The sequence below is a fragment of the Clostridium sp. C2-6-12 genome (genome assembly GCF_009928485.1).
Classification (GTDB): Bacteria; Bacillota; Clostridia; order Clostridiales; family Clostridiaceae; genus Clostridium.
Window position 1 is genome coordinate 1 of the sequence record NZ_JAABNP010000054.1, and the last position, 26074, is coordinate 26074.

General features: G+C 28.6%; 28 protein-coding genes and 1 pseudogene. 10 read left to right on the top strand and 19 right to left on the bottom strand.

The features are described 5' to 3' along the window. Positions 1-65: 65 nt before the first annotated feature. The 6 genes from rpsR to GXK56_RS25645 all read right to left on the bottom strand — a co-directional run bounded on the left by rpsR (position 66) and on the right by GXK56_RS25645 (position 2567). A complete protein-coding gene (gene rpsR / locus GXK56_RS25620) occupies positions 66-329 on the bottom strand; it encodes a 30S ribosomal protein S18 (RefSeq protein WP_160692823.1) in 264 nt (87 codons plus the stop codon). Between the two features lie 24 nt (positions 330-353). Then, positions 354-812 carry a single-stranded DNA-binding protein gene (gene ssb, locus GXK56_RS25625; protein WP_160692825.1) on the bottom strand — a complete coding sequence of 153 codons (459 nt, stop codon included), beginning with the start codon at positions 810-812 and terminating at the stop codon, positions 354-356. A gap of 14 nt (positions 813-826) precedes the next feature. After that, complete coding sequence (rpsF, locus tag GXK56_RS25630) at positions 827-1114, bottom strand: 30S ribosomal protein S6 (RefSeq protein WP_160692827.1); 288 nt, start codon at positions 1112-1114, stop codon at positions 827-829. 101 nt (positions 1115-1215) lie between these two features. After that, positions 1216-1410, bottom strand: coding sequence for a DUF951 domain-containing protein (locus tag GXK56_RS25635; protein WP_160692829.1), 195 nt, complete (start codon positions 1408-1410; stop codon positions 1216-1218). Between the two features lie 44 nt (positions 1411-1454). Continuing rightward, positions 1455-2315, bottom strand: a complete 861-nt coding sequence (locus GXK56_RS25640; protein ID WP_243156274.1) for a mechanosensitive ion channel domain-containing protein — start codon at positions 2313-2315, stop codon at positions 1455-1457. Then, complete coding sequence (locus tag GXK56_RS25645; RefSeq protein WP_160692831.1) at positions 2316-2567, bottom strand: DUF3343 domain-containing protein; 252 nt, start codon at positions 2565-2567, stop codon at positions 2316-2318. Between the two features lie 162 nt (positions 2568-2729). Here GXK56_RS25645 and GXK56_RS25650 point away from each other — a divergent pair, with 162 nt between their 5' ends. The 3 genes from GXK56_RS25650 to yyaC all read left to right on the top strand — a co-directional run bounded on the left by GXK56_RS25650 (position 2730) and on the right by yyaC (position 5242). Next, positions 2730-3401, top strand: a complete 672-nt coding sequence (locus tag GXK56_RS25650) for a LysE family transporter (protein ID WP_160692833.1) — start codon at positions 2730-2732, stop codon at positions 3399-3401. After that, entirely contained in the window at positions 3386-4534 is a 1149-nt protein-coding gene (locus GXK56_RS25655) for an aminotransferase class V-fold PLP-dependent enzyme (protein ID WP_160692835.1), read from the top strand. The genes GXK56_RS25650 and GXK56_RS25655 overlap by 16 nt, the downstream gene beginning before the upstream one ends. A gap of 126 nt (positions 4535-4660) precedes the next feature. After that, entirely contained in the window at positions 4661-5242 is a 582-nt protein-coding gene (gene yyaC, locus GXK56_RS25660) for a spore protease YyaC (protein WP_160692837.1), read from the top strand. Positions 5243-5993: 751 nt separating this feature from the next. Here the strand turns inward: yyaC and GXK56_RS28435 are convergent. The 13 genes and pseudogenes from GXK56_RS28435 to rpmH form a co-directional block, all read right to left on the bottom strand. Further along, a pseudogene (locus tag GXK56_RS28435) lies at positions 5994-6308 on the bottom strand (transposase); the annotation flags it as partial. Positions 6309-6444: 136 nt separating this feature from the next. Continuing rightward, positions 6445-6972: a DUF4446 family protein gene (locus tag GXK56_RS25665; RefSeq protein WP_202127948.1), complete on the bottom strand. Its 528-nt coding sequence runs from the start codon at positions 6970-6972 to the stop codon at positions 6445-6447. A gap of 19 nt (positions 6973-6991) precedes the next feature. Continuing rightward, complete coding sequence (locus tag GXK56_RS25670) at positions 6992-7855, bottom strand: ParB/RepB/Spo0J family partition protein (RefSeq protein WP_160692839.1); 864 nt, start codon at positions 7853-7855, stop codon at positions 6992-6994. Positions 7856-7864: 9 nt separating this feature from the next. After that, positions 7865-8626 (bottom strand): AAA family ATPase, encoded by a 762-nt coding sequence (locus tag GXK56_RS25675; protein ID WP_160692841.1) that lies wholly within the window; start codon positions 8624-8626, stop codon positions 7865-7867. A 289-nt stretch (positions 8627-8915) separates the two neighbouring features. Beyond that, complete coding sequence (gene noc, locus GXK56_RS25680; protein ID WP_160692843.1) at positions 8916-9701, bottom strand: nucleoid occlusion protein; 786 nt, start codon at positions 9699-9701, stop codon at positions 8916-8918. 129 nt (positions 9702-9830) lie between these two features. Beyond that, positions 9831-10550, bottom strand: coding sequence for a 16S rRNA (guanine(527)-N(7))-methyltransferase RsmG (gene rsmG / locus GXK56_RS25685; RefSeq protein ID WP_160692845.1), 720 nt, complete (start codon positions 10548-10550; stop codon positions 9831-9833). 17 nt (positions 10551-10567) lie between these two features. Continuing rightward, positions 10568-12454 (bottom strand): tRNA uridine-5-carboxymethylaminomethyl(34) synthesis enzyme MnmG, encoded by a 1887-nt coding sequence (gene mnmG, locus GXK56_RS25690; protein ID WP_160692847.1) that lies wholly within the window; start codon positions 12452-12454, stop codon positions 10568-10570. A 9-nt stretch (positions 12455-12463) separates the two neighbouring features. Then, positions 12464-13846, bottom strand: coding sequence for a tRNA uridine-5-carboxymethylaminomethyl(34) synthesis GTPase MnmE (mnmE, locus tag GXK56_RS25695; protein WP_160692849.1), 1383 nt, complete (start codon positions 13844-13846; stop codon positions 12464-12466). A gap of 177 nt (positions 13847-14023) precedes the next feature. Further along, positions 14024-14653, bottom strand: coding sequence for an RNA-binding cell elongation regulator Jag/EloR (gene jag, locus GXK56_RS25700; protein ID WP_160692851.1), 630 nt, complete (start codon positions 14651-14653; stop codon positions 14024-14026). Between the two features lie 38 nt (positions 14654-14691). Then, positions 14692-15453: a membrane protein insertase YidC gene (locus GXK56_RS25705; protein ID WP_160692853.1), complete on the bottom strand. Its 762-nt coding sequence runs from the start codon at positions 15451-15453 to the stop codon at positions 14692-14694. Between the two features lie 23 nt (positions 15454-15476). Then, a complete protein-coding gene (yidD, locus tag GXK56_RS25710) occupies positions 15477-15686 on the bottom strand; it encodes a membrane protein insertion efficiency factor YidD (protein ID WP_160692855.1) in 210 nt (69 codons plus the stop codon). Continuing rightward, a complete protein-coding gene (gene rnpA, locus GXK56_RS25715; protein WP_160692857.1) occupies positions 15658-16038 on the bottom strand; it encodes a ribonuclease P protein component in 381 nt (126 codons plus the stop codon). The genes yidD and rnpA overlap by 29 nt, the downstream gene beginning before the upstream one ends. 61 nt (positions 16039-16099) lie before the next feature. Continuing rightward, on the bottom strand, positions 16100-16234 hold the full coding sequence (rpmH, locus tag GXK56_RS25720; protein WP_160692859.1) for a 50S ribosomal protein L34: 135 nt from the start codon (positions 16232-16234) through the stop codon (positions 16100-16102). A 513-nt stretch (positions 16235-16747) separates the two neighbouring features. On the opposite strand from rpmH, the gene dnaA reads away from it, so the two are divergent. The 7 genes from dnaA (at position 16748) to gyrA (ending at position 25584) form a co-directional block, all read left to right on the top strand. Further along, entirely contained in the window at positions 16748-18097 is a 1350-nt protein-coding gene (gene dnaA, locus GXK56_RS25725; protein ID WP_160692861.1) for a chromosomal replication initiator protein DnaA, read from the top strand. Positions 18098-18358: 261 nt separating this feature from the next. Next, on the top strand, positions 18359-19459 hold the full coding sequence (gene dnaN, locus GXK56_RS25730; RefSeq protein WP_160692863.1) for a DNA polymerase III subunit beta: 1101 nt from the start codon (positions 18359-18361) through the stop codon (positions 19457-19459). 34 nt (positions 19460-19493) lie between these two features. Next, the gene (gene yaaA, locus GXK56_RS25735) at positions 19494-19700 is read left to right on the top strand and encodes a S4 domain-containing protein YaaA (protein WP_160692865.1); all 207 of its coding nucleotides are present in this window, start codon (positions 19494-19496) and stop codon (positions 19698-19700) included. 70 nt (positions 19701-19770) lie between these two features. Beyond that, positions 19771-20853, top strand: a complete 1083-nt coding sequence (gene recF, locus GXK56_RS25740; protein ID WP_160692867.1) for a DNA replication/repair protein RecF — start codon at positions 19771-19773, stop codon at positions 20851-20853. A gap of 14 nt (positions 20854-20867) precedes the next feature. Beyond that, positions 20868-21128: an extracellular matrix/biofilm biosynthesis regulator RemA family protein gene (locus GXK56_RS25745; RefSeq protein ID WP_160692869.1), complete on the top strand. Its 261-nt coding sequence runs from the start codon at positions 20868-20870 to the stop codon at positions 21126-21128. Positions 21129-21180: 52 nt separating this feature from the next. Then, complete coding sequence (gene gyrB / locus GXK56_RS25750; protein WP_160692871.1) at positions 21181-23088, top strand: DNA topoisomerase (ATP-hydrolyzing) subunit B; 1908 nt, start codon at positions 21181-21183, stop codon at positions 23086-23088. 24 nt (positions 23089-23112) lie between these two features. Then, positions 23113-25584, top strand: a complete 2472-nt coding sequence (gene gyrA, locus GXK56_RS25755) for a DNA gyrase subunit A (protein WP_160692873.1) — start codon at positions 23113-23115, stop codon at positions 25582-25584. Positions 25585-26074 lie beyond the last annotated feature (490 nt).

Genomic DNA, 26074 nt, shown 5'->3' on the forward strand with positions numbered 1-26074 from the left:
AATTTGAAAAAGGAGCTATCGCTAACCGATTTTAATCCGCTAATGCGACAGCCCCGTTATTACCTTTATTCAGTTGTGAATGGTAATAATGCTATGTTTCTTGCTCTCTTAATAGAAGCAGTTAATTCTCTTTGGTGCTTAGCACAAGTTCCAGAAATTCTTCTTGGAAGAATCTTTCCTCTTTCTGTTACATATTTTCTAAGCTTATTGATATCTTTATAATCGATAAATTCAGCTTTATCTGAACAAAAAGCACAAACTTTCTTTCTAGATCTTCTCATTCTTCCGCCTGCGCCTGGTCTTCTGTTGTTGCCTTCTTCTCTGCTCATTTTATTCCCTCCTTACCTAAATTATTAGAAAGGCATATCTCCATCATCTACAGGAGTTATATCCTCTTCAAAATTGCTACCACCAAATATATCATCATTTGCTGGTGCTGAATATTCATTGCCGCCACTAAAACTATTTCCTGATGAACCATTGCTTCCTTTAGTTCCAAGGAATTCAACGCCACCAAATTGATCTGCTACAACTTCAGTAACATATCTCTTAGTTCCATCTTTAGCATCATAACTTCTGGTTTGAATTCTACCGCTGATAGCCACTTGACTACCTTTACTCATGTAATTAGCAGTACTTTCAGCTTGTTTTCCCCATACTACTACGGGTACAAAGTCAGCTTCTCTTTGACCAGTTTTTGTGTTATATTTGTCAATTGCTAACGTTAAGGTTGTTACTGCTGCTCCACTTCCTGGAGTAAATCTTAGTTCTGGATCTTTTGTTAATCTTCCGATTAGAACTACTTTATTCATTTAACAACACCACCTTACGCTTGTTCATTAACAATGATATGTCTGATAACACCATCAGTGATTCTGAATATTCTATCCAATTCGCTTGGTAATTCAGGGCTAGCAGTAAAGTTAACTAAAGTATAGTAACCTTCACTAACTTTAGAGATTTCATAAGCAAGCTTTCTCTTACCCCAGAAATCAACGTTTTCTACTGTTCCTCCACCATTTTCTATAACACCCTTGAACTTTTCGATGTTAGCTTTAACAGTTTCTTCATCAAAAGTTGGGTTTAATATAAATATAGTTTCGTACTTTCTCATTAATTTCACCTCCTCCCCTCGGACTAACGGCTGTGCTTTACACAGCAGGGATTACAATTAACAATTATATCATTTAATAAAAAAACATTCAAGTATTTTCTCTAAATTTCAGCACTAATTACTATTTTTTTTGCTTCCTTAGTAAATTTGCTTCTTGGAATCATTACAATTCTACCACAGCCAGTACATTTTATCTTTATATCAGCACCTACTCTTATAATTTCAAATTGATTTGATCCACATGGATGCTGTTTTTTCATTTCTACTATATCTCCAAGATTAAAACTTTCTATCATTTATATCACCCTCTATTATGTATTTATGCTTAATTTTCACAAAATTATTTATTAGGTATTCCTATTTTATTTTTATCTAATGCAAATTTAATTGCTTTTCTAAGAGCATTCTCCATTTTTCCTTGAGTAAGCGGTTTTGCTTTACCTGTCACTCTTATTGTAATATTGGAAACTCCAAGCTCTACTATTCCTGCAACTTCCAAATTTTCCTCTATATATTCTTCATTTTCTTTCTTAAAATTTTCTAAAGCATTTTCGATAACATTAATTACATTATCAACATTTTCTTCATAAGGTATATGTACATCCACTACAAACTTTATATTATTTTTAGAATGATTAGTAACTCCATTTATAGTTCCATTAGGCACTGAATGGACTGCTCCATTAAAGTCACTAATTACAGTTGTTCTAATACCTATACTTTTTACAATTCCCGTAAAACCGCCTAAAGTCACATGATCTCCAACCCCATATTGATTTTCAAATAAAATAAAAAAACCATTAATTAAATCTTTTATTATACTTTGAGCTCCAAGACCAACTGCAATTCCACCTATGCTTGCAAAAGTAATAGATATACCTCCAAATAAAATCGATACTATTGTAGTTATTCCCATAAAATATACTGAATATTTTAAAACACTCTTTAATACTTCTCCTAAAGTTTTAGCTCTCTGTGAGTCTAGTGAAAAAACTGCATTGCTTTCAACTTGCTTCTGTACAAACTTCTTTATTATGTACTTGCCTATTTTTATAGAAAAGTACATTAATATTATAACTAATATTATTTCTATAGCTTTATTTCTAGCAGATATTATATCTTCAAATTTTATCCTAATAAAATCGCCTATATTTAATTTACCATCTTCCACTACTAATTTCATCAAATTGGTACTATCCACTTACAGATTCTCCTTTTCTATTAAAGCGTAGCCTTCAGCATCTTTAATATATACATTTTTATATTCTAATATATTATTATTGATTATTGAATCTATCGCTTCCTTATTATCTATTCTTACACAAATTCCACAACTCATAGTTATAGATGTTGGAGTTGGCATAATTTTAAAATCAAAACTTAATTCCTTCAACTTCTTTTCAGCTGCCATTGCATCGTATGTGTTTTTAAATACTACTATATAATAAATCAATCTTTACACCACCTTAACTCTATTATGATATAATTTTATTATATATATTTTTTCGAATTTATAAAATAGAAAATCTTTATCGTTAAAAACTTTCAAAATTTAATGAAAAATATTTCTTTTTATTTTATAATAGTATACAAATGCAATTAAAAGGAGAATACTATGTTGTCAGTATTTACTATATTAAAAGCTATAATAATTGGTTTCTTTACCGGATTTTTAGCTTCTATTCCCTTAGGTCCTTCTGGTCTTGAATCTGTCAGCAGATCAATAACAAAAGGATTCAAGGAAGGTTTCAAAGTATCACTTGGTGCTGTATCCGCTGATATCGTATATATAATAATTATAAATCTGGGATTTCTTACAGTTTTCACTAAAAGTCCCAAATCCTATAGCTTATTTTGGATTATCTCAGGAATTGTTTTAATTATTTCAACTAAAATATCACTAACTGCAAAAAATTCACACTCAGTTTCAATACCACCTTCTTTTAAACATGCTTCTAATGGATTTTTAACTGGATTTTTTATAACATTCCTCAATCCTACGACTCCATCGCTATGGATTGCATTAAGTGGAACTGTCTTTAATGTATGGAGACATTCTGGAAAAGCCTTTTTCGCCTTTTCAGTAACTTCAATGATGGTTGGAAGCATAGCTTGGTTTTGCTTACTTAATATTATAGTAAGCAGAGGTGTTAAAAAATTAAATCCTAAATTTGCAGCAGGCACAACAAAATTATTGGATTATTTCCTTTTAGGATTGGGAATAATATTTATAATTTTAGGAATCTGTAGATTTATTTTTAGAGGTGATCTATGGAAGTTTATTTAGATAATTCATCAACTACTTTTCCAAAACCAAAGCAGGTTATTGATGGTATGTATAATTATATGCTTAACATAGGTGGTAATTCTGGTCGTGGAAATTATAGTAATTCACTTGAAAGCAATCGATATTTGTATGATGCACGTGAAATCATTTGCAATTTCTTTAACTATGATTCACCTAGTAATGTTATTTTTACTAATAATGTTACAACATCATTAAATATGCTAATTAAAGGGATACTGGAACCTGGTGATCATGTTATAACATCTTCAATGGAACATAATTCTGTTATAAGACCTCTTACTTGGTGTAAAGATAATCTTCCAATTGAATTAGATATCTTAAAGGCAAATTCCTTTGGCCTTGTAAATGTAAGCGATTTAAAAGCTAAAATTACCAATAAAACAAAATTAGTTGTAATAACACATGCATCAAATGTTACTGGTTCAATTCAAGATATAAAAGGTATAGGAAAAATCTGTAGTGAGAATAATATATTCTTTATTGTTGATTCTTCTCAAAGTGCTGGGGTATTAAAAATAGACATGAAAGATATAAATGCTAATGCAATAGCTTTTACAGGTCATAAGAGTTTGTTAGGACCTCAAGGTGTTGGAGGCTTCATATTAGATACGAAATTCAATTTATCTTGTTCTAGTTTGATTCAAGGTGGTACTGGAAGTCTTTCTTCTTCGCTACAACAGCCTGATTTTTTGCCAGATAAATTTGAATCTGGAACTCTTAATCTACCAGGTATAGTTGGATTAGCGGAAGGGATCAAATACATAAAATCTATAGGTTTAAATACTATATATGAACATAATCATTACTTAATAAAATATTTGTTAACTGAATTATTGAATATAAATGGAATAACTGTTTATGGAGATTTATCAGGAAAAATGATAACTTCTTGTATTTCAATTAATGCAAATTCATTAGATCCTTCTGAATTTAGTTATTATCTAGAATCTAATGGTATAAAAACTAGATCTGGTTTGCATTGTTCTCCATTAGCTCATGAGACGATAGGTACATATCCTACTGGAACTGTTAGATTAAGTCTTAGCTATTTCACAACTAAAGAAGAAATTAATTATACACTAGATATTATTAAAAATTTCTTCAAATATTAAATTATTAAGTGAAATCTAATCTTAATTCATATTCTAATCAATATATTTTTATTTTTCTAATCTATTTTCATTTAATATGAATAAAACCTCCTTTATTGGTAATAAATCTAATAAAGGAGGTTTATTATGTGCGAAAATTTTTCTGTTGATTCTACTTCTTTTTCTTCTTCTGTTAAAATTACTAATTACTTATTTACTGAATTACAACCAATATTAGAAACCAATCGTCCAATTGTATTTTTCTGCATTGGTACTGATAGATCTACTGGAGATTCTCTTGGCCCATTAGTTGGATATAAGTTAAGATATTTTTCTAAAAACAATTTTTATATTTATGGTACATTAGAAAATCCAATCCACGCAAAAAATATTTCTATTATACTTGATGAAATAAAAACTAAATTTCACAATCCATATATAATTGCTATTGACTCATGTTTAGGATCTATAAATAATATTGGTAAAGTATTTATTCAAAAGAAACCTCTTCTACCTGGTTTAGCACTGAATAAAAATCTTGCTCCTGTTGGAGAAATGAGCATTACTGGCATTGTTAATGTATCTGGAAGTTTTGAATTTTTAGTTTTACAAAACACTCGTTTGAATATCGTAATGAATTTAGCAGATTCCATATCAAAGGGAATATATTATTTTATCATTAAAAGCTTGTACAAAAATAACGATACTAGAAACTTGTCTAATGAATAAATCGAATTCAAGATTTAGTTTAATTGTTTTTACATTGAACTATTGTTTAAAATCAGTTGAAAATATGTAAACAAAATAAGTCAATTTTAAAAAATACTTCTTCTAACTATATATTTACTAGTTAAATTATTGCTTTTCAGCATTACTCATGCAATTTCAATATGGTTATAATTTTCTAAAAGAATATACAATTAAAGAAATTGTTTCACGTGAAACAATTTCTTTATTCTAAAGTTCTTCTAATACATATTGCTACTATAATTGTGAAAAATACATCTCATTGAATATATTAAAATCAATATACATTACATTTAAATTATTTTTCATACAAACTCCAATCATGAATAATGTTTTATACCATTAATTATATAAACACAAATATACTTTAATAGTTACAATATTTAAGTAATGTTAACTTTCACAAAATAACAGTTCATATGAAACTAATAGCTTGTTAATATAACAAAAACTGCTCAATGGATTATCTTTAATAATCTTCAGCTTACCATTCACTCTTCATTGCTTATCATTGAATAATCTATACATTAAAATTTAAATGTTTATGCTTTCAGTATATTATAATCATAACCACAGGCTAAGCCCGTAGTTTGTTCAACCATATACGGTATGTTATTAGCTGAGCCGAAGGCCCTCCGAACCGGCATTGCTCCCGTTTGTGTTCCCAAGCTGCAGCTAAGCAGCTTTTATTTTTGCTATTTTTTTACTGACTCACCCATAAACTGATCATTCATTTGTTCATATGCTCTTCTACCTTCTTCTTATTTTTTTCTACTGTATCTACATACTTATCCCTCGACATCCAAATTGTCTATTTCCATATCTAGATTTCGTATTCTCATGTTAGTCAAATATCATCAAACTACTTTTCATTTTGAGACTCATAAAGCTAGATATCCTTATCCATAGCGATATTGGTACCAATATATATAATCCAGACATGCTTTTGCTTCTATTGTCTCTACTCACTTCTATTCACATAGCTTTTTTAGTATCTTACCTATATCGCTCTTTATCTTGCCATATATGTTACTTGTATTCTATACTTCTTTATTTACCATTGGCTAGACTTTAGTATAGAAGATTTTTTCTGTTCAAATGGATAAGCTTTTTTTCTTCCACTTACTCAGCAAGTGTTTTACTTTGTTACACAAAAAAAGCCAAGAAAACTTCTTGGCACTTTTTTACTTAGTCTCTTTATTTGATGCTTCATTTAAAACATATAATTCTTCTTCTGATAAATCATATCTAGATATTCCTTTATCAATTGGCTTAGCATATGTAGTACTTTCTTGTCTTCCATATATACCGGTTAAAATAATGCCGTCATTTTTGTCATCTAGCATTGCTATTGAAAAACTTAAATCACTACCTACATTTTCGAAAGCTTTATATCTCATAATTGCTACTTTCTGAATACAATCTTTCATTTTTATTTCTAATTTCTCACACTCTTTTAATGCTTTTTCAGAGACTTGCTTAGCTTCTTCAATAGAACTTAATCTTTCCAATAATATTTCTTCTAAATTATTATTACTAGTTCCCTTCATTAATTTTCTATACCTAGTTTCAACTTTTCCTACTGCTTTAAATAAAACTATTACCATAATAAATAATAATACAATTATTATTGACATTCCAATAATCAAATATGGCATTAGTTCATTGATTGTATTAATTAGTATATCCAATTTTTTTGTCATTCCTTTCATAATTGTTTCACGTGAAACATTATTGCATATTCATAATATCTAAAATTCTTTGTAAATCTTCTTCTGAATAATATTCAATTTCTATTTTACCTTTATTTTTTTTATTTAAAATATTAACTTTAGTTCCAAAATAATTTTGAAGTTGATTAGTTATCTCTTTATAGTATGGATTTAAATTATTACTACTCCAAATAACTTTTTCTTTTTCTTCATCTTCATTAAACTTCTTTATTATTCTTTCTAATTCTCTAACTGACAATTTTTCATCAATTACTTTTTGTGCTAATTCATATTGTTTTTCTTTATCCTCAATAGCTAAAAGCGATCTTCCATGTCCTTCTGAAATAATACTTTCAATTATGTATTGTTGAACTCTCTCATCTAGATTTGTTAATCTAATTGTATTTGCTATTGCTACTCTTGATTTTCCAATTCTCTTACTCAATTCTTCTTGAGTTATATTAAAATCACTTAGTAATTTTCTATATGCTATAGCCTCTTCAATTGGATTTAAATCTTGACGCTGAATATTTTCTATTAAAGATACTTCTAATATATCTCTTTCAGTAAGTTCCATTATAACTGCTGGTACTTCCTTTAACCCTGCCATTTTAGCAGCTCTCCATCTTCTTTCTCCTGCAACTATAATATATTGATCTTCTTCATACCTTCTTAAAATCAATGGTTGAATTATACCATGAGTTTTTATAGATTCTGATAATTCAGCTATTTTTTCAGAATCAAATAATTTTCTTGGCTGCCCATCATCACTTTTTATCTTATTTATTGAAATTAACATTTTGCTACTTTCTTCTAAAGTTTCTTCCGTATCTTCTGGTATAAGTGCACTTAATCCCTTACCTAACGTAAACTTTTTTGCCATACATATCACCTACTGCCTCTTCAAAAATTCTTTGGTTAATTTTACGTAGGCTTCAGCACCTTTGCATTTTTCATCGTACAACATTATCGGCAATCCAAAACTTGGTGCTTCTGCTAATCTTACATTTCTTGAAATTGTTGTTTTATATACTTTATCTTTAAAGTACTTTTGAACTTCTTTTAATACTTCATTACTTAGATTTGTTCTATAATCAAACATAGTCATTACTACACCTTCAATATATAAATCTTTATTAAGCGATTTCTTGACTAATTGAATAGTATTAACTAATTGGCTAACACCCTCCAATGCATAAAATTCACATTGAATAGGTATAAGAACTGAATCTGCACATGATAATGCATTAATAGTTAAAATTCCTAAAGATGGTGGACAATCTATAAATACATAATCATACTCTTCTTCTATTTCCTTAAGTTTATTTTTTATTATATTTTCTCTGTCAGGTTTATTTATAAGTTCAACTTCTGCACCAGCAAGTTCCATAGTTGAAGGTGATATATATAAATTTTGAACTAAATCACTTCTTACTATTGATTCATTCATAGTTGTCTCAGAAATTAATACATCATAAATAGATGATTCCAAATTATTTTTATCTAATCCTAATCCACTTGTTGTATTCCCTTGAGGATCTATATCTATTGTTAGAACTCTATATCCTTCCATTGCTAAATAAGCACATAAATTTATATTGGTAGTTGTTTTTCCAACACCACCCTTTTGATTAAAAATACAAATTTTTTTCATAATATAGAAGCGCCCCCTTTCCCATAATAATATTATATATACTTTTCTAGTATAATAAAAGATTTAAGTCTTAAAAATACTGATTCTGACCAATTTATATTTATAAATTGATCACTTTTTATTGTTTTACAAATTATACATCTATTTTTACCAATAAAATTACTAACAATATTTCTAAAAGTGTAAATAAATAACATACATTACATTATAACTAATCATTTTTTAACTACCTATAAAATAAAATTAAGGCTGTACATCTACAACCTTAATCAAAACTTTATATTTGAAATTACTTTTTGGGTTTTGGAATTTTTACTGTTACTTCAATAAAATCTTCTTCTTCCTTACACGCATACTCTGCTGGTATATCAAATTTTTGTAGAACTTGCTTAATTGTATTAACATATAATTTTGCTGGTAATGCACTTTTTATATTTCTTTTACCTTTTTTATTTTTTAATTCTTCACCTGCTAACTTAAGCAATTCCTTATTAATAAGCTCTTCTGTTTTCTTAACATTTAGTTCATCTTTTATTACACGTTTTACAATTTTTAATTGTAATTCTTCACCTGGAACAGTCAGTAATGCTCTTGCATGTCTTTCTGTTAATTTATTTTGTAAACACAACTGTCTAACTTCTGAACTTAACTTTAATAATCTCAATTTATTAGCAATAGTAGATTGTTTTTTCCCCATTCTTTGAGCTAATTCATCTTGGGTAAAATTATGGTCATTGATTAAATTATAATATGCTTCTGCCTCTTCAATGTAATTTAAATCTTCTCTTTGTAAATTCTCTAGTAAAGCTATTTGAGCTGATTCAGAGTCAGTTATATCAATAATATTACAAGGAACTGTTTCTAATTTAGCTAATTTTGCTGCTCTAAGTCTTCTTTCTCCTGCCACTAATTCGAAAACTTCTCCCATTTTTCTTACTGTAAGCGGCTGTATTATTCCAAACTGGATAATTGATTGTGATAATTCTTCTATTGCTTCCTCGTTAAAATACTTACGTGGTTGATAAATATTAGGAATAACTTTCTCTATATTTATTTTTACTATTTCATTGTTCATGTCCAAACCCATCCCTTATTTAAATACTGTAATAAATTTCTTCTCCTCAGTTATTAATTCTATTATAACTGTATTTTACCTTCTTAAATATTACAATTTTATAATTTCTTCTAATAATTATTATATATACTATTTAAGTGGATTTTTAGTTATTAATCCTGCTTTTCTTGGATATGTTTTAGAGCATTCCTTTATCTTCTTTACTACAACTAAATTATGTCTTAATTCAGTTCCTTCAATACTAACTTCACAAACATTTACGAATTGCCCGCCTAGAAGCTTAATTGCATTCATGCTTTCTTTAATTTCTTGGTCAACTGCTGGACCTTTCAATGCAATAAAATTTCCTCCAACTTTAACATATGGTAAACAAAATTCAGACAATACGCTCATATTTGCAACAGCTCTAGATGTTGCAATATCAAATTTTTCTCTCAAATCCTTATTTCTTGCTCCATCTTCTGCTCTTGAATGAATTGTAGTCACATTCTTAAGGCCTAACTCATTTATCACCGTATTCAAAAAGTTAATTCTTTTATTTAATGAATCTAGAAGTGTAACAGACAATTGCCCATTCATAATAGCAATTGGTAGCCCTGGAAAACCTGCTCCAGTTCCAACATCTATCAATGTATTAGCTTTTTTAAATTCATCTCTTTTGAATGCCTTCATTGAATCTATAAAATGTTTTTTAATTATTTCTTCATCTTCTACTATTGCTGTCAAATTTATCTTTTCATTCCATTCTTGAAGAAGCTTCATATAAATTATAAATTGTTCATATTGTTCTTTTGAAAATTGCAAATCAACATCTTCTGCTGATTTAGACATTAAGTCATAAAAATCCATAAATCCTCCACTAACAATTAAGATTGTTTATTATAATGATGTTCAAGGTATATAAGTAACACAGATATATCTGCTGGAGATACACCGGAAATACGTGACGCCTGCCCAATGCTAATAGGTCTTATACTACTTAATTTTTGCTCTGCTTCAGTTCTAAGACCTTTAATATCTTTATACTCTATATCCTTAGGCAATAATTTCTTTTCAAATTTTCTAAATTGAGCAACCTGTTCCAACTGACTTTGAATATACCCTTCATATTTCGTAAGTATATTAATTTGTTCTCCAACATCATATGGTAAATCTGGTCTTTCAGTATCTAATTCTGCTAAATCAAAATAATCCAATTCTGGTCTTTGCATTAATTCATAAAAACTTATTGGCTTTCTCAACTCTGCAGAATTTAAAGTAGCTAAAAATTCATTTACCTCTTTTTTATTTGTTATCTTTAAATTTTTTAATCTAACCAGTTCATTTTCAATATTTTGTTTTCTTTGTAAGAATTTATCATATCTTTTATCTGTAACTAATCCAACCTTATTTCCAATTTCAGTTAATCTAAAGTCGGCATTATCTTGTCTTAAAAGTAATCTATATTCAGCTCTAGATGTCATCATTCTATAAGGTTCATTAGTTCCTTTAGTAACTAAATCATCAATTAGAACACCTATATAAGCATCAGAACGAGTTAATATTAGTGGATCTTCACCTTTAACTTTTAAGGCTGCATTTATACCTGCAACTAAGCCTTGTGCTCCTGCTTCTTCGTATCCAGAACTTCCATTTATCTGACCAGCACCATATAATCCCTCAATGGTTTTAAACTCTAAAGTTGGTTTTAATTGAGTTGGATCAATTGAGTCATATTCAATGGCATATGCAGTCCTCATCATTTCAACATTTTCTAGACCAGGTAAAGTTCTAAGCATTTTTATTTGCACTTCCTCTGGCAACGATGATGAAAATCCTCCTACATACATTTCCAATGTATCTAAACCTTCTGGTTCTATAAATACTTGATGTTGAGGCTTATCAGGAAATCTCATTATCTTATCCTCTATGGATGGACAATATCTTGGACCTACACCTTTAATACTTCCATTATATATAGGAGATCTATCTATATTATCTTTTATTATTTTTCGAGTTTCTTCGTTTGTATATGTTAGATAACAAGAAATTTGCTCTTTATCTAAATTATCATTCATAAATGAAAAAGGTACTATTTTATCATCGCCCTTTTGCTCAATCATTTTTGAAAAATCAACCGATCTTCTGTTAATTCTAGCTGGAGTTCCAGTTTTAAATCTTCTTAATGAAATTCCTAAATCTAATAATGATTGAGATAAATCATTTGCTGGAAATAATCCATTAGGACCTCCACTATATGAAACCTCTCCAATAATAATCTTACCTTTTAAATAAGTCCCTGTTGCAAGCACTACTGCCTTACATCTAAACACAGCTCCATTTTTACTTACTACACCTACTATTTTTCCTTCTTCAACAATAAGTTCTGTAACTTCAATTTGTCTTATTTGTAGATTCTCTTGTTCTTCTAAAACGCGTTTCATTCTAAATTGATAATTTTTTTTGTCTGCTTGAGCTCTTAATGAATGAACTGCTGGTCCCTTAGAAGTATTTAGCATTCTTGATTGAATAAACGTTTCATCAATATTAATCCCCATTTCTCCACCAAGTGCATCTATTTCCCTAACTAAATGTCCTTTAGCAGTGCCTCCTATATTAGGATTACATGGCATTAACGCTATTGAATCCAAATTTATTGTACACACTAAAGTATTGAGTCCAAGCCTTGCTGAAGCTAACGCAGCTTCACATCCTGCATGACCAGCCCCAACAACAATCACATCAAATTGCCCACCTTCATATTTTACGGCCATTACATTTACCTACTTTCCTACACAAAATTCGCTAAAGATTTTATTTAATAAATCTTCTTCTAATTCATTACCTGTTATTTCACCTAATGCTTTCATTGCTGCTGTTATATAAATTGAAATTAAATCAAGATATTCATTAGCATTAACTTTACTTATAGCAGCTTCACAATTTTCCATCGCTCTATATAACGCCTGTTTATGTCTTGCATTTGAAACAATTAAACTTTCAGAATTTATTTCTCCATTAAAAAATAAATCCTTAATCACATTCTTCAAATCATCAATACCTTTTCCAGTCTTTGCGGATATATCTATCTTATTATTTAAATTACAAATAACTTCTTCCGATATTTTCATATCTAAATCAATTTTATTTAATAGTGCTATGTATTTTCTATCTTTTATTTTATCAATTATAGCCTTATCTTCTTCATCTATTTCTCTAGATGTATCAAGCATCAATATTATTAAATCAGCTTCTTCAATTTTTTCCTTTGATTTTTCTACGCCTATTCGTTCTACAACATCTTCAGTTTCTCTAATTCCTGCAGTATCAGTTATTCTAATAGGTATACCATCAAGATTTATATATTCCTCAATTACATCTCTAGTTGTCCCTGGCACATCCGTTACTATTGCACGTTTTTCTTTTAATAATGCATTAAGTAGCGATGACTTTCCTACATTAGGTTTACCAACAATAACTACATTAAGACCATCTCTGATAATTTTTCCTTCATCTGCATTTGATAATAAATTTTTTATCTTTAAATTTGTTTTTTCTATTCCTTCTTTAACTTGAGAAATTAAATTATCATCAATTATATCTTCATCATCTTCTGTAAAATCAACTGCATATTCAATTAGAGCTAAAACATTTAGAAGATATTTTCTTAATGCCCCTATTTCCCTTGATAATGCTCCATTACGCTGCATCATTGCTGATTTCATGGATAATTCAGTTTTTGCAGTAATTATATCCATAACTGCTTCAGCTTGACTTAAATCTATTCTGCCATTTAAAAAAGCTCTTTTTGTAAACTCTCCTGGTTCAGCGAGCCTTGCACCTGCCTTTATGATTTCATTTAATACACTATTAGTTGATACAACTCCACCATGGCAGTTAATTTCAACAACATTTTCTCCTGTATAACTGCTAGGAGATTTCATATAACTTAAAATAACCTCATCAATTATTTCCTTTTTATCTAAATCCACGACATTTCCGTACTTCATGGTATATGTCTTCATATTCCTAATATCGTAATCATTTTTAGGTTTAAAAATTTTACTGGCTATATCTAATGCATTTTGACCTGAAATTCTAATTATAGCTACGCCACCTTCACCAATAGGTGTAGCTATAGCACAAATAGTATCAAATTCTTTCATTTATTGTCCTCCTAATTATTAAAGAAGAATTTATTTTTTCTCCACCATTTCAAACTAATATCAATTTTACATAACAAAATTTAATTAGTCAAAGTTATATTAGATAAAATAATTTTCTTTTTAAATTTATAACATTTTTATTTATAAATTTAAAAAGAAAGCCCTCAGGCTTTCTTCTTATAAATCTTTCTTTAATTCAACAACTACTCTTCTGAATGGTTCTTCACCTTCACTATAAGTATTAACAAAAGCATGACCTTGAAGTGTAGAATGAATAATCCTTCTCTCATATGGATTCATTGGTTCTAACTTAAATACTTTAGATGTCTTTCTAACCTTATTTGCTGTCTTAATAGCAACACCTTTAAGAGTTTCCTCTCTTTTGCTCCTATAATTTTCAGTATCTAGTATAACTTTTTTATGAGGAAGTTCATGTATCTTATTAACTACTAATGAAACTAAATATTGTATGGAATCTAAGGTTTCCCCCCTATAACCAATTATCACGCCCATTTTATCTCCTGATAAATTGATTTTTATAGTATCATCTTCTTCCTTAATGTTTATATCAGCTTCGAGTTCCATACAATTAAGTATATTTCTGATAAAAACTTGTGCTTCTTCAATGTAATCATATTTGGTAGAAACTTTAATCTTTGCTGGTTTAACTCCTATTACATTAAACAAACCCTTAGAACCTGGATCAAGTACTTCTACCTCTACCATGCTCTTATCTTTACCTAACTCAATCAAAGCTTTATTTAAGGCTTCTTCAACAGTTTTTCCTTCTATTTCTATTGACTTCATAGTTAACTCACCACCTCTATTATAAAAACAAACTTAGATTACTTTTTATTTTTTCTTTTTTTACTAGCTGAATTTTTAGGTTGTTCAACTGACATGAAAGGTTTATCTGAATCTTCTTGTAATTCACTTTCTTTTGCAGCTTCTCTCAATGCAGGTCTATAATTTAAGAAATAAGTTTGTATAGTTTGTATTAAATTCCCAATTATCCAATATAAAACTAATATCGCTTTAAAATTTAATGACATAAAACCCATCATCCCTGCCATCATTAAATTCATAGTACCCATATTCATTCCACCAGGCTGAGCTGGAGTTGATTTAGTCATTAAATATGATGGTAAATAAGTTGATAATGCAGCTAAAATTGGCAATATGTATAAATGATCTGGAGCAAATAAATCGTTAATCCATAAAAATGATGCTCCATCTATATTTTGTATTCCCATAAACACCCAATAAAGAGCCATTAATATAGGAAGCGGCAATAAAGCTGGTAAACACCCGCCTGCTGGATTTACATTATTCTCCTTATAAAGCTTCATTGTTTCTGCGCCTAATTTTTCTTTATCATCTTTATATTTTTCTTGAAGTTTTTTAAGTTCTGGTTGAAGTTTTTGCATTCCTCTAGTTGAATTAGCAGACTTAATATTAAATGGTAATATTAAAAGTCTTATCATTAATGTAAAAGCAAATATTGCCAAAACATAAGCTAATCCAATATCTGATACTCCCATACTGACTATAAACTGATGTATATATTCAAATATGCTTTTCATAAAATCGACTATCGATTGAAACATTAAAATATCTACCTCCTAATACCTTACCTTACTGGATCATACCCACCCTTGCAAAAAGGATTACATCTTAATATTCTGTAAATCGCCATAATACTACCTTTAATAGCCCCATATTTATTTATAGCATCTAGAGCATATTGTGAACAGGTTGGCGTAAATCTACAGCATGAAGGTTTTCCAGGGGAAATATATTTTCTATAAAATTTAATTAAATTTATTATTGTTTTCTTCATTTTTATTATATAGGCCTGCCTTTTTAAATAGATTCATCATAGCTTTTTCTACATCAAAAAAGTTTTTATCTTTTATTGGATTTCTTGCTATAAATATAAAATCATATCCTTTTGTTATAAACTCATCATTTAGTCTAAAACTTTCACTGATTAATCTTTTGCTTCTACTTCTAACGACGCTATTGCCTACTTTTTTACTTACTGAAACTCCTAACTTATTATATATGTTAAGATTTCTATCTCTATTTTTTTTGTTCCTTAATATATACATAACTAGAAGATCATTAGCAACTGATTTTCCTCTTCTGTATATAATTTTAAACTCAAAATTTTTCTTTAATCTATAAATCATAGATATTATTATTCTCCTTTTTTTCTCTGCATTTGCAGAAAAAAGGCCACAAATGCGGCCCTTAAGCTGTTAATTTTTTTCTTCCTTTTTGTCTTCTGCTTTTAAGAATGTTTCTTCCTGATGAAGTGCTCATTCTCTTTCTGAATCCATGTTCTTTCTTTCTTGTTTTCTTTTTAGGTTGATAAGTCATGAACATTACACATGCACCCCCTTAAACTTATTTATTTATAGTAAAAACTATACTTCACGATTTTAAATTTTACTTACTTATTATATATACATACTAATTTTCTGTCAAGGTAGTAATTTTATAGTGTTATTTGTTGATAATTATATTTTTATATTTATTTTTGTGGATAACTTATTGAATATGAATCTTTACTTATGTTATCATAAATATTATGCTGTGAATAACTTAATTAATAAAAAACTTATCCACACTTGTTGATAAGTTTGTGGATAATTTGTTTGTTTTTTGTTATCAATTTATGCTAATATCTTATAGATACGCTATTTAGCTAATGTTTATAACATTTTTTATTAGTTGTTATTAAATAAATAATATATTTTATTATAAACTTAATTATTAACATGTTGATATATTTATATACAATGATGGCTATAATATCAAGATGTTAATATTTCTGTTGATAAATTGTATATAGTTTATATAAAAATTTTTTATAAAAATATTTGGAGGAATAAGCAAATGGATGCCGATCTTAAAAACTTATGGGAAAAAACCCTAGATATTATAAAAAGCGAACTAAGTGAAGTCAGCTTTAATACATGGATAAAAAGCTGTGAACCTATTTCTATATCTTCTGATACTATAAAGATAAGCGTTCCAAATTCCTTTACCCAAGATATTTTAGATAAGCGATATAAAGATTTAGTTGTAAATTCAATAAAAGCTGTCTGCTCAAAGCAATACGAAATTGAATTTATTATAAAGTCTGATAATTACGATAAAGAAGACTTAAAAATTGCTTCAAATCAAGCTTCAAAAGCAATTGTTGTTAATGATGAAATGTCTTCCACTTTAAATCCTAAATACACATTTGATTCATTTGTAATAGGTAACAGTAATAGATTTGCCCATGCCGCATCTTTAGCTGTTGCAGAATCTCCTGCTAAAGCATATAATCCCTTATTTATATATGGAGGAGTTGGACTTGGAAAAACTCACTTAATGCATGCCATTGGACATTATATTCTAGAAAGTAATCCTAATGCAAAAGTAGTCTATGTGTCTTCGGAGAAATTCACTAACGAATTAATCAATGCAATTAAAGACGATAAAAATGAAGAATTCAGAAATAAGTATAGAAATGTAGATATTTTACTTATAGATGATATACAATTCATAGCTGGAAAAGAAAGAACTCAAGAAGAATTCTTCCATACTTTTAATGAATTGCATGATGCAAATAAACAAATAATTCTTTCTTCAGATAGACCACCAAAGGAAATTCCAACATTAGAAGATAGATTACGTTCTAGATTTGAATGGGGACTTATAGCAGACATTCAAGTTCCAGATTTTGAAACAAGAATGGCTATTTTAAAGAAAAAAGCTGACGTTGAAAACCTAAATGTGGCTAATGAGGTCATGGGATATATCGCTACTAAAATAAAATCTAACATAAGGGAACTTGAGGGAGCATTAATAAGAATTATTGCTTACTCATCACTAACAAATAGAGAAGTTACTGTAGATTTAGCTTCTGAAGCATTAAAAGATATTATATCTAAAAAACAAGGTAAACATGTAACTATTGATTCTATACAAGATATAGTTTCTAGTTACTTTAATTTACGTGTTGAAGACTTAAAGTCTCAACGAAGAACTAGAAATGTTGCATATCCAAGACAAATTGCAATGTACTTAAGTAGAAAACTTACAGATATGTCTTTGCCTAAAATCGGAGAAGAATTTGGAGGTAGAGATCATACAACTGTCATACATGCTTATGAAAAGATTTCAGGGAGTTTAAAGACAGATGATTCTCTTCAACATACCATTAATGAAATCACTAAGAAAGTAACTCAAAACTAATCAACAACTGTATATAATAAGTACATAATAAATTGTGGATAATATTTTTATAGATATATGCTGTTGAAAGTTGTGGATAACCTGATTGATTTGTTACCGATTTATCCACAACATTTTTTAATACTTTTTTGTTGATATTACTTAACTCAAAGTAGTTATCAACAAATCAACAGCCCCTACTACTATTATTACTATAAAATATATATATCTATCTTTATTATTATCTTTTCATACCTGTTAATATCTAAGGAGGGTTTTATAATGATTTTTACATGTGAAAAACAAAAAATATTAGAAGGTATATCTATAGTTCAAAAGGCAATAACAGGTAAATCAACTATGCCTATACTTGAAGGAATATATATTCAAACAAATCAAACAACACTAACACTTATTGGTTCAGACACAGATGTAAGTATTCAAACATCAGTTGAAGCTGAAATAATTGAAAAAGGCAGTATAGTTATTGATGCAAAAATATTTGGAGAAATAATAAGAAAGCTACCTAATTCAACTATAAAAATTGAAACTATTGAAAATCAATTAATAAAAATAACTTGCGAAAAATCTGTATTTGATGTAGTTTACATGAATACAAATGAATTCCCAGCATTACCTGAAGTTAATGAAAATTTAAAAATATCAGTGAACCAAAACATATTAAAAAATATGATAAAAGGAACATCATTTGCAATTGCTCAAGATGAAACAAGACCTATACTTCAAGGTATTTTATTTGAAGTAAAAAATAAAAACTTAAATTTAGTTGCTCTTGATGGATATAGATTAGCAATTAGAAGTGAATTTTTAGATACTGATATTGATATGGAAGTTGTTATACCAGGAAAAACCTTAAATGAAGTATCAAAAATTTTAGAAGATACAGAAGAAATTGTTGATATAACTTTTACAAATAATCATATTTTATTTAATTTAGAGAAAACTAAGATAATATCTAGATTACTTGAAGGAAAATTTATAAATTATAATTCGTTATTGCCACAAGAACATAAGTTATTTGTAAATGTAAATAGACAAGAATTACAAAATGCTATTGAAAGAGCATCATTAATGGCCAAGGATGGAAATACAAATTTAATTAAATTAGATTTACAGCAAGATAATTTAATAATCACATCTAATTCTCAATTGGGAAAAGTAAGAGAAGAGATCTCAATAAAATTGCAAGGAGAAGGAATACAAATTGCATTTAACTCAAGATATTTATTAGATGTATTGAAAAACGTTGAAGATAATGAGGTTGTTATGAAGATGACATCTGGTATAAGTCCATGTGTTATTGAAGAAAAAGATAATGAAAATGCTAAATATTTAGTTTTACCAGTAAGATTAATGAGATAGGAGGATAAATATTTATTAATATTTATGCAGAAAAATGAATAAGATAAAAATTAATACTGAAATAATCAAATTATATGCCTTTCTTAAATGGGCGGGAATTGTAAGTTCAGGCTCAGAAGCTAAGATATATATACAAGATGAATTAGTAAAAGTTAATAATGAAATCTGCAATCAAAGAGGTAAAAAGCTTAAAGTTGGAGATGTAGTAAGTTTCGAAGATTCAGATTATGAAATAATATAAATAGTTATTAAAATAATAAAATAACAGCTTATTTTATTATTATGATATAATTGTTGTAGGTGTATTTTTTATGCATGTTAAAAATATAAGTTTAATTAGTTACAGAAATTATGAAAGTTTACAATTGGAATTAGGCAAACATGTCAATGTATTTATTGGTGATAATGCTCAAGGAAAAACTAATATTTTAGAAGCAATGTATTATTGTGCTTTTGCTAAATCTCATAGAACGTCAAAAGATAGAGAATTAATAAATTGGAAAAGGGATAAAGCATTTATAAGTTTATTGGTTGGAAAGAGTAGATTAGACAAAAAAATTGATATAAATATACTTAGAGATGGAAAAAAAGCAATTAAGGTAAACAACATAAAAGTAAATAAAATTGGTGAATTATTTGGAACATTTAACGTTGTTATGTTTTCACCAGAAGATCTAAAAGTTATAAAAGAAGCTCCAAGTCTAAGGCGAAGGCTGTTAGACATGGAGTTATCTCAAGTAAATTCAAAATATTATTTTAATTTAGTACAGTATAATAAAATTTTAGATGAAAGAAATGTTTTATTAAAGAGTAAAAAATTTAATGTGGATGTTTTAGATGTGTATGATTTGCAATTAATTGAGTATGCTGATTATATTATTTCAAAACGGTTAGAATATATAGATAAGATAAACTTTTATGGAATAGATATTCATAATGAAATAACATCAAAAAGAGAAATAATTAAATTTAAATACAACTGTAATATTAGTTTAGATGATTATAAAAATAATTACTATAAAAAATTAAAAGACAATATTTTAAGAGATAGAGAAAAGGGAATAACATCAGCAGGACCGCATAGAGATGATTTTAATGTTTTTATAAATGATGTTGATGTAAAAATTTTTGGTTCTCAAGGACAGCAGCGGACATCAATTTTAACTATGAAGTTTTCATCAATGAAAATAATTAAAGAAATTACTGGAGAATATCCTGTTTTATTATTGGATGATGTTCTTTCAGAACTTGATACTAATAGAAAGCGTTATATATTAAGTTCAATCAATGATATTCAAACAATAATAACATGTACTGGAATTGATGATCTAAGAAATTATTTAGACGATAAGGCTAAGATATTTAATGTATCGAATGGACAAATTTTAAACTGAAGGAGGAATATCTAGTGTTTTTACATTTAGGCGAAAATGTTGTTGTCCCTATTAAAGACATTATTGGTATATTCGATTTGCAAAATACAATGTATAGTTCTGACACGATACAGTTCTTAAGATTAGCGGAGGAAGATGGATTCGTAGAAAGAATTACAGACGAACAACCAAAGTCTTTTATTATAGCAGAAGTTGATAATAAAAGTAAGATATATTTTTCACCAATATCATCAACAACATTAACAAAAAGAACTTATATGGATTATAATTTTTAAATTTTAACAAAGTATGAGTTCAAATATTTATTAAGTTTAGGAGGATTCTGATTTGGAACAAAATAATAGAAAATATGATGAAAATCAGATACAAGTTCTTGAAGGATTAGAAGCAGTAAGAAAAAGACCAGGTATGTACATTGGAAGTACAAGTTCAAGAGGTCTGCATCATTTAGTTTATGAAATAGTTGATAATAGTATAGATGAAGCATTAGCTGGTTATTGTAAAAAAATACAAGTAGATATTAATGAGGATAACTCTATTACAGTTTGTGATGATGGTAGAGGTATGCCTGTTGGAATGCATCCTAAGATGGGTAAATCTACTGTAGAAGTTATAATGACAATATTACATGCTGGTGGTAAATTTGGTGGTGGAGGATACAAGGTATCCGGGGGACTTCATGGAGTTGGTGCATCTGTAGTTAATGCTCTTTCTGAAGAATGTATAGTTACAGTCAAAAGAGATGGACATATTTGGGAACAAAAGTATAGCAGGGGTAAGGTTCTTACTGAAGTTACCAATATAGGAACTAGTGATGAAACTGGAACAAAGACATATTTTAAACCAGATGCAGAAATTTTTGAAGAAATAGAATTTGATTTTGAAGTATTATCACAAAGATTAAGAGAACTAGCTTTCTTAAACAAAGGTATCTATATAAAATTATCTGATAAAAGAGATGGGAAAGAAGAAGTTTTCCATTATGAAGGCGGGATTAAGTCTTTTGTTAGTTATTTAAATAGAAATAAGGTTCCATTACAAGAAGAACCTATATATGTAGAAGGCGTAAAAGATAATATATCTGTTGAAGTGGCGATGCAACACAATGATGGGTATACTGAAAATATCTTTTCATTTGCAAACAATATAGATACAGTAGAGGGTGGAACTCACTTAGTTGGATTTAAAACAGCTCTAACTAGAGTATTTAATGACTACGCTAAGAAATTTGGACACATAAAGGATAATGATAAAAATCTTAGTGGTGATGATATAAGAGAAGGCCTCACAGCTGTAATATCAGTAAAAATAGAAGAACCACAATTCGAAGGGCAAACAAAGACTAAATTAGGAAATAGCGAAGTTAGAGGAATTGTTGATTCTATTGTTGGTGAAAATGTCAGCATCTTCTTAGAAGAGAATCCAGCTGTAGGTAAGATTATAATAGATAAAGCCTTAATGGCAGCTAGAGCTAGAGATGCTGCTAGAAAAGCAAGAGAATTAACAAGAAAATCCGTATTAGAAAGATCAGCATTACCTGGAAAATTAGCAGATTGTTCTTCAAAAGATCCTAGAGAATGTGAAATTTATATAGTCGAAGGGGATTCCGCTGGTGGTTCAGCTAAGCAAGGAAGAAACAGAAAGTTCCAAGCTATTCTACCACTAAGAGGAAAGATACTAAATGTTGAAAAACAAAGATTAGATAGAATATTAAATGCAGATACAATCAGATCAATGGTCACTGCATTTGGTGCAGGTATTGGAAATGATTTTGATGTAGAAAAAATTAGATACAACAGAATAATAATTATGACCGATGCCGATGTTGATGGTGCTCATATAAGAACATTGCTATTAACTTTCTTCTATAGATACATGAGAGAATTAATTGATGATGGTCATGTATATATAGCACAACCTCCATTATACAAAGTAAGTAAAAGTAAAAAAGAGTACTATGCATATACTGATTCAGAATTAGAAAAAGTAATGGCTGAAATAGGTGGAAAAGATAATTCTACAGATATTCAAAGATACAAAGGTCTTGGAGAAATGAATGCAGCTCAATTATGGGATACAACAATGGATCCTGAAAAGAGAATTCTATTAAAAGTAAATATAGAAGATGCAATGGCTGCAGATGAAATTTTCACAATTTTAATGGGTGAAAAAGTTGAACCAAGAAAAGAATTTATACAACAAAATGCTAAAAAAGTTGTTAATTTAGACATTTAGTACTGAAAATATGAGGTGAAGTACATGGATTTTAATGAGGGAAAAGTTATACCCGTAGATATTAATAAAGAAATGAAAAGATGCTATATAGATTATGCTATGAGTGTCATAGTTGGGCGTGCATTGCCAGATGTAAGGGATGGTTTGAAACCTGTACATAGAAGAATACTATATTCTTTACAGGGGTTAGGATTAAATCCTGAAAAGGGATATAGAAAATGCGCAAGAATAGTTGGGGAAGTTCTAGGTAAATATCATCCACATGGAGATACTTCTGTTTATGATGCATTAGTAAGAATGGCTCAAGACTTTTCAATGAGATATATGCTAGTTGATGGTCATGGAAATTTTGGTTCAGTTGACGGTGATAGTGCAGCTGCTATGAGATATACAGAAGCGAAAATGAATAAAATAGCTGTAGAAATGTTAAGAGACATCAACAAGAATACAGTTGATTTTATGGATAACTTTGATGGAGAGGAAAGAGAACCAGTAGTATTGCCATCTAGATTTCCAAACCTTTTAGTTAATGGTTCATCGGGTATTGCTGTTGGTATGGCAACTAATATACCGCCACACAATCTTGGTGAAATTATAGAAGGAACAGTTGCGTTAATAGAAAATCCAGAAATTACAATATTGGATTTAATGACTAAAATTAAGGGACCTGACTTTCCAACAGGTGCTACAATTATGGGAAAAGCAGGAATTAGGGCAGCTTATGAAACTGGAAGAGGAAAAGTAGTTGTAAGAGCAAATGCTGAAATTGAAGAGGAAAATGGAAGACACAAAATAGTTGTTACTGAAATACCATACCAAGTTAACAAAGCAAAACTTATTGAAAATATTGCTGATTTAGTAAAAGATAAAAGAATTACTGGAATATCTGATTTAAGAGATGAATCTGATAGAGATGGTATGAGAATTGTAATAGAATTAAAAAGAGATGCTAATCCTAATGTAGTGTTAAATTTATTATATAAGCATACTAAGCTTCAAGATACATTTGGAATTATTATGTTAGCATTAGTGAATAATGAGCCAAAAGTTTTAAATTTAAAACAAATACTAGAAAACTATGTTGAGTTCCAAAAAGAAGTAATAACAAGAAGAACAGTATTTGACTTGAATAAAGCCGAAGCTAGAGCTCACATATTAGAAGGTTTAAAAATAGCATTAGATAATATTGATGAAGTTATAAGCATAATAAGAAATTCTAAAACAACTGATATTGCAAGAGACACATTGATGGAAAGATTTAATCTATCCGAAAAGCAATCTCAAGCTATTTTAGAAATGAGATTAAGAAGGTTAACTGGTTTAGAAAGAGATAAGATTGATGATGAATATAATGAATTAATGAAACAAATAGAGTATTTACAATCTATCTTAGAAAGTGAAGAGAAATTATTGGGTGTTATTAAAGACGAACTTATTGAAATTAAAACTAAATATTCAGATGAGAGAAGAAGTAAAATAGAAAAGATTGTTAATGAAATTGACATTGAAGATTTAATACAAGAAGAAGATGTTGTAATAACATTAACTAATTCTGGATATATAAAGAGAATTTCAGCTGATACTTATTCAGCACAAAGAAGAGGTGGTAAGGGTATTCAAGCAATGACAACAAAAGAAGATGACTTTGTTGATCATTTAATGATTACATCAACACACTCTGATGTATTATTCTTTACAAACAAAGGAAGAGTATATAAATTAAGAGCTTACGAAATTCCTGATGCAGGAAGGCAAGCAAAAGGAACAAACTTAATAAATCTTATAGCAATAGAGCCAGATGAAAAGATACAAACTGTCTTAACAATAACTGATGAGAAAAAAGAAGGATTCCTATTTATGGGAACTAAACATGGAATAGTAAAGAAAACACCAATAAGTGAATTTAAGAATTTAAGAAAGAATGGCTTAATCGCATTAAGCTTAAAAGATGGTGATGAACTATTAAAGGTAAAGAACACTTATGGTGATGCTAACATTATGGTAGTAACTCAAAATGGTTATGCTGTTAAGTTTAGTGAAAAAGATGTTAGAGCCATGGGAAGAACTGCATCTGGAGTTAGAGCAATAAATCTTAAAGATGATGATATAGCAGTATGTATGGATATAGCAGTTGATGGCGAAGAGTTATTGGTAATAAGTGAAAATGGATATGGCAAAAGAACGCCTATTTCACAATATAAGCTTCAAAATAGAGGCGGAGTAGGATTGATAACATATAAAATTAGTGATAAGACAGGAAAATTAGCTGGTGCTACAATTTGTAAAGTTGATGATGAATTGATGCTTGTAAATTCCAGCGGTGTAGCTATAAGAATTAATGTATCAGACATTTCAGTTACTAGCAGATCAGCAATGGGTGTAACATTAATGAGAACCACTGAAGAGGAAAAGGTAGTTGCTATCGCTAAGATATTAGGTGGTTATGATTCTGAAGAACAACTAGATGATAGTGAAGTAAGTAATGTAGAAGAGTAAAATAAATATATTATTAATTTAAAATAAGACTCTAACAATATAAAGATATGTTAGTAGTCTTATTTTTATGAATAATATGATGATAATGTATGTAAATATTGAGTTTTTAACATTAAATCGTTACATAAAAATTAATATTATTAGATTTTAAAATTACATTATATTAACATAATCAATAAAATACTATACATTTTTAATATTATTCTAAGTAATATTAGCCAAGCGTATCATACTAAGAAATACCCACTAAATATTAGAAAAATCAAGGAAATTGAAAATAATTAGATTTAACGACTATATCTACTCAAAAATCATAAAGAATATGTGATAATATAAAACACGTCGCTGAGACATGTTTACAACTAGAACAGATTAAATAAAAACTTTTTTAAAAGAGTTTAAATATTTAAAAAAAGTTGTTGACAAGATGAAAATCAAGTGATAAACTAAGTAAGTCGCTTGAGGGTGACAAAAAAAACAATAAGTTACA

Bases quoted from the DNA above. Each gene is read 5' to 3' on its own strand.
- rpsR (WP_160692823.1), bottom strand. From the start codon at position 329: ATGAGCAGAGAAGAAGGCAACAACAGAAGACCAGGCGCAGGCGGAAGA.
- ssb (WP_160692825.1), bottom strand. From the start codon at position 812: ATGAATAAAGTAGTTCTAATCGGAAGATTAACAAAAGATCCAGAACTA.
- rpsF (WP_160692827.1), bottom strand. From the start codon at position 1,114: ATGAGAAAGTACGAAACTATATTTATATTAAACCCAACTTTTGATGAA.
- GXK56_RS25635 (WP_160692829.1), bottom strand. From the start codon at position 1,410: ATGATAGAAAGTTTTAATCTTGGAGATATAGTAGAAATGAAAAAACAG.
- GXK56_RS25650 (WP_160692833.1), top strand. From the start codon at position 2,730: ATGTTGTCAGTATTTACTATATTAAAAGCTATAATAATTGGTTTCTTT.
- GXK56_RS25655 (WP_160692835.1), top strand. From the start codon at position 3,386: ATGGAAGTTTATTTAGATAATTCATCAACTACTTTTCCAAAACCAAAG.
- yyaC (WP_160692837.1), top strand. From the start codon at position 4,661: ATGTGCGAAAATTTTTCTGTTGATTCTACTTCTTTTTCTTCTTCTGTT.
- GXK56_RS25665 (WP_202127948.1), bottom strand. From the start codon at position 6,972: ATGAAAGGAATGACAAAAAAATTGGATATACTAATTAATACAATCAAT.
- GXK56_RS25670 (WP_160692839.1), bottom strand. From the start codon at position 7,855: ATGGCAAAAAAGTTTACGTTAGGTAAGGGATTAAGTGCACTTATACCA.
- GXK56_RS25675 (WP_160692841.1), bottom strand. From the start codon at position 8,626: ATGAAAAAAATTTGTATTTTTAATCAAAAGGGTGGTGTTGGAAAAACA.
- noc (WP_160692843.1), bottom strand. From the start codon at position 9,701: ATGAACAATGAAATAGTAAAAATAAATATAGAGAAAGTTATTCCTAAT.
- rsmG (WP_160692845.1), bottom strand. From the start codon at position 10,550: ATGGATTTTTATGACTTAATGTCTAAATCAGCAGAAGATGTTGATTTG.
- mnmG (WP_160692847.1), bottom strand. From the start codon at position 12,454: ATGGCCGTAAAATATGAAGGTGGGCAATTTGATGTGATTGTTGTTGGG.
- mnmE (WP_160692849.1), bottom strand. From the start codon at position 13,846: ATGAAAGAATTTGATACTATTTGTGCTATAGCTACACCTATTGGTGAA.
- jag (WP_160692851.1), bottom strand. From the start codon at position 14,653: ATGAAGTCAATAGAAATAGAAGGAAAAACTGTTGAAGAAGCCTTAAAT.
- GXK56_RS25705 (WP_160692853.1), bottom strand. From the start codon at position 15,453: ATGTTTCAATCGATAGTCGATTTTATGAAAAGCATATTTGAATATATA.
- yidD (WP_160692855.1), bottom strand. From the start codon at position 15,686: ATGAAGAAAACAATAATAAATTTAATTAAATTTTATAGAAAATATATT.
- rnpA (WP_160692857.1), bottom strand. From the start codon at position 16,038: ATGATTTATAGATTAAAGAAAAATTTTGAGTTTAAAATTATATACAGA.
- rpmH (WP_160692859.1), bottom strand. From the start codon at position 16,234: ATGTTCATGACTTATCAACCTAAAAAGAAAACAAGAAAGAAAGAACAT.
- dnaA (WP_160692861.1), top strand. From the start codon at position 16,748: ATGGATGCCGATCTTAAAAACTTATGGGAAAAAACCCTAGATATTATA.
- dnaN (WP_160692863.1), top strand. From the start codon at position 18,359: ATGATTTTTACATGTGAAAAACAAAAAATATTAGAAGGTATATCTATA.
- yaaA (WP_160692865.1), top strand. From the start codon at position 19,494: ATGAATAAGATAAAAATTAATACTGAAATAATCAAATTATATGCCTTT.
- recF (WP_160692867.1), top strand. From the start codon at position 19,771: ATGCATGTTAAAAATATAAGTTTAATTAGTTACAGAAATTATGAAAGT.
- gyrA (WP_160692873.1), top strand. From the start codon at position 23,113: ATGGATTTTAATGAGGGAAAAGTTATACCCGTAGATATTAATAAAGAA.